Here is a 10118-nt window from a genome sequence, read left to right as displayed (position 1 = left end):
GCGCTGGGCGCCGCCGCGCCGCCGCCGGTGGCGCTCGGCCACGACGTCGTCGCGGTCGGCGCCGAACCGGACGCCGGTGCGCACGGCCGCGTCAAGCTGGCGACCGGTGCGCAGACCGGGCTGTTCGTGCTGCTGGTGCTGCTCGCGGGCATGTCGCTGTCGACCTTCATCGAGGAGAAGTCGAACAAGGTGATCGAGGTGCTCGCCGCCGCCGTGCCGGTCGACGCGATCTTCCTCGGCAAGCTGGTCAGCATGTTGGCGATCGCGCTGACCTTCGTGCTGGTGTGGGGCGCGATCCTCGCGACCGGGCTGCTCGTGCTGGCGCCGCAGCTGCTTGCGCATGTCGCGGCGCCCGCGGTCGGCTGGTCGGTCTTCTGCCTGCTCGTCGTCGCCTATTTCATCGGCAATTATCTGCTGCTCGGCGCGGTGTTCCTGGGGATCGGGTCGCAGGCCGGATCCCCGCGCGAGATCCAGGTGATGGCGCTGCCGGTGACGATGTTCCAGCTGCTGCTCTACGGCTTCGCCTCGGCGGGGGTCGCCAGCCCCGACGGCTGGCTTGCCTGGGGCGCGTCGATCTTCCCGTGGAGCTCGCCGCTGGCGATGCTCGCGCGCGCCGCCGAACTGCCCGCGCTGTGGCCGCATCTGCTCGCGCTCGCCTGGCAGACGCTATGGCTGGTCGTCGCGCTGCGCTTCTCGGCGGGGCTGTTCCGCTCGGCGGTGCTCAAGTCGGGCGACGGGCGGCCCTGGTGGAAGCGCGGGTTCGCGGCGCAATAGGTCGTGTGGCGGCGTCCATCCTTCTTCTTATTCGTCATCCCGGACTTGATCCGGGATCCATAGACGCGGCGCTCGACGAACGGACGCAGCGTGTATGGATTCCCGCCTTCGCGGGAATGACGGAGTGGTGCGGTCCTACAGATCCGGCAGCGCCTGCTCGGCCTCGCCCCAGCCCTTGAGGTCGCGCGAGCTTGCGCGGCGCAGCAGTTCGTCGGCATCCGCCACCGAATAGGGCTTGGCGGTGTCGAGCGTCGCGAGTTCGTCCCAGCTGATCGGTGCCGCCACGCTCGCGGTATCGCGCGCCCGCGCCGAATAGGGCAGCACCGCGGTCGCCCCGCGCTCGTTGCGCAGCCAGTCGAGGAAGATGCGGCCCTTGCGCTCGGTCTTGCGCATGTTGGCGGTGAAGCGCTCGGGATGCGCGCTGGCGACCGCGCGCGAGAAACGCGAGGCGAAATCCTTGACCTTGGGCCAGTCCGCCGACCCGTCGAGCGGGACGACGACGTGCACGCCCTTGCCGCCCGACGCGAGCGGGAAGCTGACCAGCCCCATCTCGCCGAGCAGGTCGCGCAGCTGGACCGCGCCGTGGCGCACATCCTCGAAGTTTAGCCCCTCGTCGGGATCGAGATCGAACACCATGCGATCGGGATGCTCGACGTCGCGCGCGGGGGCGCCCCAGCCGTGGAACTCGATCGTCCCCATCTGGACGCAGGCCATGATCGCGCTGCCCTCGTCGACGACGAGATACTCCTCCATATGCCCGTCCTTCTCGCGGATCGGCACGCGACCGACCTTGTCGCCGAAGCTGCCGGCGTCGTGCTTCTGGAAGAAACAGGCCTTGCCGCGCCCCGACGGGCAACGGACGAGGCTGATCGGCCGGTCGCCGAGCCAGCGCAGCATCGGCTCGGCGATCGCGGCATAATAGGCCGCAAGCTGGCCCTTGGTGGTGCCGTCGCCGGGGAAGATGACGCGATCGGGATGGGTGATCGCGATGCCGAACGGCTTGCCGTCGTCGGCGGGCCTGGCCTTTGCAGGCTTGGAGGTCTTCGCCGCCTTGGCCGGGGTCTCGGCGGGCTGCTCGATCACGACCTCCTTGGGCGCCTTGTCCTCGCGCAGGCCGAGAAAACTTGCATGGCGCAGCACATTGTCGCCGGTGAATTCGGCGAAGGCGACCTCGGCGATCAGCTTGGGCGCCACCCAGGTGACCCCGCGCGCCGCGACGCGGGGCACCTCGGCGGCGGCGGTCTTTCGCGTCAGCGGCTTGAGCTTGGCCATCAGCAACTCGCGCGTCGCCGCGTCGAAGCCCGTGCCCACGCGCCCGGCATAGCGGAAGCCGCTGCCCTCGCTGACCCCGACCGCGAGGCTGCGCAGGTCGCGCCCGGCCTTGTCGCTCTCGATGAAGCCGAGGATCACGAACTCCTGGCGACGCGTGCATTTGGTCTTGAGCCAGCTCTTCGAGCGGGTGCCGCGATAGGGCGCGTCGGCGCGCTTGGAGACGATGCCCTCATAGCCCTCGCCGCACAGCGCTGCGAACAGCTTCTCGCCGCCGGTGGCGAGATGCTCGGCATAGTGGATCGGCGGCGCGACGCCGTCGAGCAGCGCGGCGAGCCGGTCCTTGCGCGCGACATTGGGAAGGGCGGTGAGATCCTCGCCATCCTGGGCGAGCAGGTCGAAGGCGAAATAGTGGAGCGCGCCGCCGCCCTTGAGCGCGGCCTGCAGGGCAGAGAAGCTCGGGCGGCCCTGCGCGTCGAGCGCGACCACCTCGCCGTCGATCAGCGCCGAGCCCAGCCCGAGCTTGGCGACCGCCGCGACGACCGGGGCGAAGCGGTCGGTCCAGTCGAGGCCGTGGCGGGTATAGGCCCTGACCCGCTCGCCGGAGACCGCGAGCAGCGCGCGATAGCCGTCATATTTGACCTCGTGCAGCCAGCCTGTGCCGGCGGGGACATGATCGACGAGGGTGGCAAGCTGGACGTCGCGGAAGGCGGGGAGGGGGGCGTTGGCGCTAACCTTGCCGCGCTTCCGTTTGCCCCCACCACCGTTCGTGCCGAGCGAAGTCGAGGTACGGGCTTTGGACGCCGCGCCTGCCTCAGGTCCCTCGACTTCGCTCGGGACGAACGGTTCTTTCTTGGCAGCCGCCTTCTTCCCCGGCGCATTGGCCGCCTTGGGATCGGCCTTCGCCTTCTTGGCGTCCGAATGCCACACCGGGTCGTCGCCGTCGGCGATCTGCGCCATGGTGCGACCGGTGGTGACGCTGGTCAGCGCCAGATCGACCAGCGCGCCCGACGCGCCGGCCTCGGCATCCTCGACCTTGCGCAGCAGCCAGTTCTCGCGCTTCTCGCCGGGACGCGGCTTCATCCGCACCAGCAGCCATTCGCCCTTCATCCGCGCGCCGTGCAGGATGATGTGGACATGGCCCTCCTCGATCGTCTTGGTCGGGTCCTTGCCGCCGACCGCCTCCCACTCGCCTTCGTCCCACAGCATCACCGTCCCGCCGCCATATTCGCCCGCCGGGATCGTCCCCTCGAAGGTCGCGTAGGACATCGGATGATCCTCGGTGCGCACCGCGAGGCGCTTGTCGTCGGGATTGGGGCTGGGGCCGCGCGTCACCGCCCAGCTTTTGAGCACGCCGTCCATCTCGAGCCGGAAATCCCAGTGCAGCCGGGTCGCGTCATGCTTCTGGACCATGAACAAATGGCCGGTCTCGGTGCCGCGCTCGCCCTTGGGCTCGCGCGTCTTCTGGAAGTCGCGCTTGGCGTTGTAGGTGGCGAGCGGATCGGCAGCGCGCGTCGGCATGGGCTTAGCCTTCCGGGAAAGAGCGAGTCCTCAATCCGGTAGCCGCGCGCGAGTTCCGTCAGTCGTTGTCGGGGCCGTCCTCGTCGTCATGCGCGCTGTCGTCGTCGGAGCGCGGCACCGGTAGACGTGGCGTGGTCGTGATCCTGACCCCGTCCTGGCCGATGTCGAGCCCGAAGCGGGTGTTGCCGAAGATCGCGTCGAGCCCGGTCGACAGCGCGTCGGGGTCGACCGTCTTGGGGACCTTCTGGCCGAGCGGGGTGGCGCCGATCGCCTGCGCCATGAAGCTCCGCCAGATGTGCGCGGGCAGGCCGCCGCCGGCCATGCCGGGCAGCGGCTGGTTGTCGTCGCGGCCGATCCACACCGCGGTGACCAGGCCGCCCGCGAAGCCGACGAAGATCGCGTCGCGATTGTCCTGCGTCGTGCCGGTCTTGCCGAACACCTGCGTGCTGAGCGCCGCGCCGCGGCCGGTGCCCTTCTTGACCGTGGAGGAGAGAAGATCGAGCAGCATCGCATGCTGGCGCTGGTCGATGCCGTGGTGATGCCAGTCCCACAACCGGTCGAGCCAGCCCGGCGGCGGATCGGGCAGCCCGTGCGGCACCACCGGATAGGCGCTCGCGGCGATCGCGGCATAGGCGCGGGTGAGCTCGAGCAGCGTCACCCCCGAGGTGCCGAGCGCGAGGCTGGGATCGGCGCTCAGGGGGCTGGTGATGCCGAGATCGCGCGCGGCGCGCACCACCGCCTCGGGCCCGACCTTCTGCGCGAGGCGGACCGCGACGACGTTGCTCGAGCGCGCGAAGGCGTCGCGCAGCGTCAGCGACGCCTGGTAGTGGCGGTCGGCATTGGCGGGCGACCAGCCGTTGAGCGTGAGCGGGGTGTCGGCGATGCGGTCGTCGGGGGTCATGCCGGCACGCAGCGCCGCCAGATAGACGAACAGCTTGAAGGTCGATCCGGGCTGGCGGCGCGCCTGCGTCGCGCGGTTGAAGCTGCTCGCGCCATAATCCTTGCCGCCGACCATCGCGACGACGCGGCCGTCGGGCTTCATCGCCACAAGGGCCACCTGCATGTTCCCGCCGACCTGCGCGGTCGCGGCATCGGCGGCGCGCTGGAGCCGGCTGTCGAGCGTGGTCTGCACGCTCTGCTCGGTATAGCCGCCGCCGGCGCGGTCGCGCGCGGCGGGGAGCACCCAGTCGGCGAACCAGCTGCTGCCGATAGCGGCGGGGACCGGGCGCAGGTGCAGCACGGCGGGTTGGACGGCGCGCGCGGTGGCGGAATCGAGGAAGCCCGCATCGGCCATCGCCGCGACGACCAGCGCCTGGCGCGCCTGCGCGCCGGCGAGGTTGGTGCTCGGCGCGAGCTTCGACGGCGCCTTCATCAGCCCGGCGAGCAGCGCCGATTCACCGACGCTCAGCTGCTCGGGCGGCTTGCCGAAATAATGATGCGCGGCGGCGCGCAGCCCATAGACATTGTCGCCGAAATAGACGTTCGACAGGTAGCGCGAGAGGATCTGCTGCTTGGTCAGCCACGCCTCGAGCCAGAAAGCGACCATCACCTCGCGCAGCTTGCGTCCCGCGGTGCGGTCGGCGTTGAGGAAGACCAGCTTCGAGAGCTGCTGCGTGATCGTGCTGCCGCCCTCGCGCACCCCGCCGGCGCGCAGATTGTGCCACGCCGCACGCGCGATCCCGCGCGGGTCGATCGCGCCATGATGGAGGAAGCGCCGGTCCTCGATCGCGACGAACGCCTGCCAGACATGCGGCGGCAGGCGGGTGACGTCGACGGGCCGGTCGACGATCGCGCCCTGGCGCGCGAATATGCGGCCGTCGGCGGCGGTCAGCGTGATGCTCGGCGGCGCGATCGGCTGCAGCGACTTGGAGAGCGGCGCGGTCACCGCCAGCCACGCCACCGCCGCCATCAGCAGCGCGAGTGCGCCCGCGATGATCCAGCGCGCCAGTTTCCAGCGGTTCCGGCGCCGGGGTGCGGCCGGGGCGACCGCCGCTGTGATGACCGGGTCGCGCGGCGGCTCGTACCAGGCGGCGTCAGGCTCGCCGGACTCGGAGAACGGATTGTGCATCGACTGTATTATTAGGACAATACGCTCACCGAAACTAGTCGCCTTTCGGCGATCGATCGCGACGGCGTTGCGGGTGGGCTGGCGCGCCGCCATGCCTCTCCCCCATATAGATGACGTTCGACCAGAGAGGTGCCTTATGCTCGATCCCAATCCGCTCGGCCTCGCCGATCCCGATCTCTTCCGCCAGGCCGGACTGATCGACGGCGAGTGGCTGCAGGCCGATGGCGGCGGCACGATCGCGGTAACCGACCCGTCGACGGGCGAGACGATCGGCCATGTCCCGAACATGGGTACGGCCGAGACCAAGCGCGCGATCGCCGCCGCCGACGTCGCGTTCAAGGGCTGGCGCGCGCTCACCGCCGGGGAGCGCGCCAAGCCGCTGCGCAAGCTGTTCGAGCTGATGATCGCGCATCAGGACGATCTCGCGAAGATCATGACCGCCGAGCAGGGCAAGCCGCTCGCCGAGGCCAAGGGCGAGATCGTCTATGCGGCGAGCTTCATCGAGTGGTTCGCGGAAGAGGGCAAGCGCGTCTATGGCGACGTGATCCCGCCCAACAATGCCGGCCGCCGGATCCTGGTGATGAAGCAGCCGATCGGCGTGTTCGCCGCGATCACGCCGTGGAATTTCCCCGCCGCGATGCTCACCCGCAAAATGGGTCCGGGCTGGGCGGCGGGCTGCGCGGGCGTCGTCCGGCCGGCGAGCAACACGCCCTTCTCGGCGCTGGCGCTGGGCGTGCTCGCCGGGCGAGCGGGCCTGCCCAAGGGCGTATGCAACATCATCACCGGCGCCTCCGCGCCGATCGGCGAGGAGCTGTGCGCCAATCCGACCGTGCGCAAGCTCTCCTTCACCGGCAGCACCGGAGTCGGCGCGCTGCTGCTCGCGCAGTGCGCGCCGACGATCAAGAAGACCTCGATGGAACTCGGCGGCAACGCCCCCTTCATCGTGTTCGACGACGCCGATCTCGACAAAGCGGTCGACGGCGCGATCGCGGCCAAATATCGCAATGCCGGGCAGACCTGCGTCTGCGCCAACCGGCTGCTGGTGCAGTCGGGCATCCATGACCGTTTCGCGGAGGCGCTCGCCGCCCGGGTCGCGGCGATGACCGTCGGCGACGGGCGCGAGGCGGGGGTCACCGTCGGCCCGATGATCGACGTGAAAGCGGTCGAGAAGGTCGAGGAGCATGTCGCCGACGCGCTCGCCAAGGGCGCGCGGCTGATCATCGGCGGCCATCGCCACGCCAAGGGCGGCAGCTTCTACGAGCCGACCATTCTGGCAGACGTGCCGCGCGACGCCTTGTGCTTCCACGAGGAGACCTTCGGTCCGATCGCGCCGCTGTTCCGCTTCGACACCGAGGAACAGGCGATCGAGCTCGCCAACGACAGCGAATTCGGGCTCGCCGCCTATTTCTACACGCGCGACATCAGCCGCGCCTTCCGCGTCGCCGAGGCGCTCGAGACCGGGATCGTCGGCATCAACGAGGGGCTGATCTCGACCGAGGTGGCGCCGTTCGGCGGGATCAAGTCGTCGGGCCTGGGCCGCGAGGGCTCGAAATACGGCATCGATGACTATCTCGAGATCAAATATATCGGGATCGGCGGTATCGCGGGGTAGGGCCAGCGCCACCGCGCTGCTTATCCGTCATCCCGGACTTTGATCCGGGATCCAGGGCTTCGGGCGCGTCGATTGCAGCTCTGGATGCCGGATCGCGTCCGGCATGACGAATAGGTTGGACGAGGCCGCTTTCCGCTTTTCCTAAAGCCGGTATGCTCCTTTCTCTCTCGAAACGATAGGAGAGAGCGATGCCGCTACGTTTCGCGGAGCCGACCGAAGACGCATATCGTTTCCCGCTGACGATCGGCCATCTGCTCGATGCGGCGCTGGTCACCTCGGGCGAACAGGAGATCGTCTACCGCGACCAGCTGCGCTTTTCCTATCGCGAGCTCAAGCAGCGGATCGGCCGACTCGCGACGCTGCTCACCGATCTCGGGGCCGAGGAGGGCATGACGATCGGGGTGATGGACTGGGACAGCCACCGCTATCTCGAGGCCTATTTCGCGGTGCCGATGATGGGTGCGGTATTGCAGACGGTGAACGTCCGCCTGTCGCCCGCGCAGGTCGCTTACACGCTCAACCATGCGTCTGCCGAGATCCTGCTCGTCCACCACGACTTCTTCCCGCTGATCGACGCGATCCTGCCCTCCTGCCCCAAGGTGAAGGCGGTGGTCGCGATCATGGACGGCGCCGAGGGCGATCTGCCCGCCTACGCCAAGGGCGAATATGAGGCGCTGAGCGCCGCCGCGTCGCCCGACTTTCCGTTCCGCGACTTCGACGAGAATGCGGTGGCGACGACCTTCTATACGACCGGGACCACCGGCAACCCCAAGGGCGTCTGCTTCACCCACCGCCAGCTCGTGCTGCACACGCTCGCCTGCAACGCGCCGTTCGGCAGCACCGCGCAACCCGGGCTCGGCGTCGACGACGTCTATATGCCGCTCACCCCGATGTTCCACGTCCACGCCTGGGGCATCCCCTATGTCGCGACGATGCTCGGCATCAAGCAGGTCTATCCGGGCCGCTACGAGCCCGACCTGATCCTCGACCTGCGCGAGCGCGAGGGGGTGAGCTTCTCGCACTGCGTGCCGACGATCCTGCAGATGGTGCTCGCCGCCGCCGACAAGCGCGGATCGGATCTGTCAGGCTGGCTGATGACGATCGGGGGCGCCGCGCTCACCCAGGCGCTGTGGCGCGAGGGGACCAAGCGCGGGATGACGATCGTCGCGGGCTACGGCATGTCCGAGACCGCGCCGACGCTCGCGCTGTGCCGCCGGCGCTTCGGGGCGGACGGTAGCGAGGAGTCCGACATGGCGGCGCTGACGATGACCGGGGTGCCGGTGCCATTGGTCTCGATCCGCATCGTCGACGAGCAGATGCGCGACGTCCCCGCCGACGGCAAGACGCGCGGCGAGATCGTCACGCGCGCGCCGTGGCTGACGCCCTGCTACACCGGCGACCCCGACAATTCGAAGCTGCTGTGGAAGGGCGGCTGGCTGCACACGCAGGACGTCGCGACGATTGACGCCGAAGGCTATATCCAGATCAAGGATCGCCTGAAGGACGTGATCAAGACCGGCGGCGAGTGGATCTGCTCGCTCACGCTCGAGGATCTGATCGCGGGCACCGAGGGTGTCGCCGAGGTCGCGGTGATCGGCGTGCCCGACGCGCGCTGGAGCGAGCGGCCGATCGCGGTGGTGGTCGCCGCGGCCGGTGCCACGCCGACGCTCGCGACGGTCAACGCGCCGTTGCAGGCCGCGGTCGACGACGGCACGATCAGCCGCTTCGCGCTGCTCGACCGGATCGAGACGGTCGACGCGCTGCCCAAGACCAGCGTCGGCAAGATCGACAAGAAATTGTTGCGCGCGCAGTTCGCGGCGGCGCCGGCGAGCGAGGCCGTCGCGGACGCGGTGGCGTGAGCCGGGCGCCGCTGCGCCCGCGCTCGGCCTACCGGCACTGGACCCCGATCACGACGCGCTGGCACGACAATGACGCCTACGGCCATGTCAACAACACGGTCTATTATGGCTGGTTCGATACCGCGGTGAACGCCTGGCTGGTCGAGGCCGGGCTGCTCGACATTGCGGCAGGCGAACCGATCGGCCTCGTCGTCGAGACCGGGTGCCGCTACGCCGCGCCGCTCGCCTTCCCGCAGCCGGTCGAGCTGGGCCTCGCGCTGGCGCGGCTCGGCGGGTCGAGCGTCACCTATCATCTCGGCGTGTTTGCGACGGGTGCGGCGCAAGCGGCCGCAGAGGGGCATTTCACCCATGTCTATGTCGCGCGCGACGGACGGCGGCCGGTCGCGCTGCCCGAGGCGTGGCGGGCGAGGATGCAGACGCTGGCATAGGCGCCACCGTTCCCCGGCGAAGGCCGGGGCCCAGGCCCGCAATGTGGGAGCGGACGCGGCGGACGATCGTCTGCGTGGGCCCTGGGCCCCGGCGTGCGCCGGGGAACCGTTCGCGAGGCTCGCGCGGCAAATCCTGAGCGCTGACGTTCCCCGGCGAAGGCCGGGGCCCAGGCCCGTACGTTGGGGCGGGCGCGGCGGACGATCGTCTGCATGGGGCCTGGGCCCCGGCGTGCGCCGGGGGACCGTTCGCGAGGCTCGCGCGGCAGATCCTGAGCGCGGAGGTTCCCCGGCGAAGGCCGGGGCCCAGGGCCGTATGTTGAGACGGGCGCGGCGCTCGCGCACGGGCGCGGGGCCTGGGCCCCGGCGTGCGCCGGGGAACCGTTTACGAGGCCCGCGTGGCAAATCCCGAGCGCTGACGTTCCCCGGCGAAGGCCGGAGCGCAGGGCCGTACTGTGGGACGGGCGCGGCGCTCGCGCACGGGCGTGGGGCCCGGGCGTCGAGCCGTCGCCGGGGATCGGCCGGAATCAATCGGCCTACAATCCCTCGCCGCCGACCCATTGCGCGTTCGACAGCCGGCGCGCCACCGA

At 69.9% G+C, this 10118-nt stretch carries 6 protein-coding genes; 4 read left to right on the top strand and 2 right to left on the bottom strand.

Going from position 1 to position 10118, the window contains the following annotated elements; all coding sequences use genetic code 11:
- On the top strand, window positions 1-774 hold a 774-nt coding region (locus Q0326_RS16785; protein WP_298692687.1), incomplete at its 5' end, for an ABC transporter permease.
- Between the two features lie 135 nt (window positions 775-909).
- Here Q0326_RS16785 and ligD read toward each other — a convergent pair.
- Window positions 910-3564 (bottom strand): DNA ligase D, encoded by a 2655-nt coding sequence (gene ligD, locus Q0326_RS16780; RefSeq protein WP_298692685.1) that lies wholly within the window; start codon window positions 3562-3564, stop codon window positions 910-912.
- Between the two features lie 58 nt (window positions 3565-3622).
- Window positions 3623-5632 (bottom strand): transglycosylase domain-containing protein, encoded by a 2010-nt coding sequence (locus Q0326_RS16775; RefSeq protein WP_298692681.1) that lies wholly within the window; start codon window positions 5630-5632, stop codon window positions 3623-3625.
- A gap of 136 nt (window positions 5633-5768) precedes the next feature.
- Between Q0326_RS16775 and Q0326_RS16770 the strand changes: the two genes are divergently transcribed.
- From Q0326_RS16770 to Q0326_RS16760, 3 genes are all read left to right on the top strand, one after another.
- Window positions 5769-7244, top strand: a complete 1476-nt coding sequence (locus Q0326_RS16770) for an NAD-dependent succinate-semialdehyde dehydrogenase (RefSeq protein WP_298692679.1) — start codon at window positions 5769-5771, stop codon at window positions 7242-7244.
- Window positions 7245-7432: 188 nt separating this feature from the next.
- Window positions 7433-9103 (top strand): long-chain-fatty-acid--CoA ligase, encoded by a 1671-nt coding sequence (locus Q0326_RS16765; protein WP_298692676.1) that lies wholly within the window; start codon window positions 7433-7435, stop codon window positions 9101-9103.
- Window positions 9100-9531, top strand: coding sequence for a thioesterase family protein (locus Q0326_RS16760; RefSeq protein WP_298692674.1), 432 nt, complete (start codon window positions 9100-9102; stop codon window positions 9529-9531). The genes Q0326_RS16765 and Q0326_RS16760 overlap by 4 nt, the downstream gene beginning before the upstream one ends.
- Window positions 9532-10118 lie beyond the last annotated feature (587 nt).

The sequence above is a fragment of the uncultured Sphingomonas sp. genome (genome assembly GCF_937859915.1).
Lineage (GTDB): Bacteria > Pseudomonadota > Alphaproteobacteria > Sphingomonadales > Sphingomonadaceae > Solisphingomonas.
This window is presented reverse-complemented; position numbering and strand designations above follow the sequence as displayed.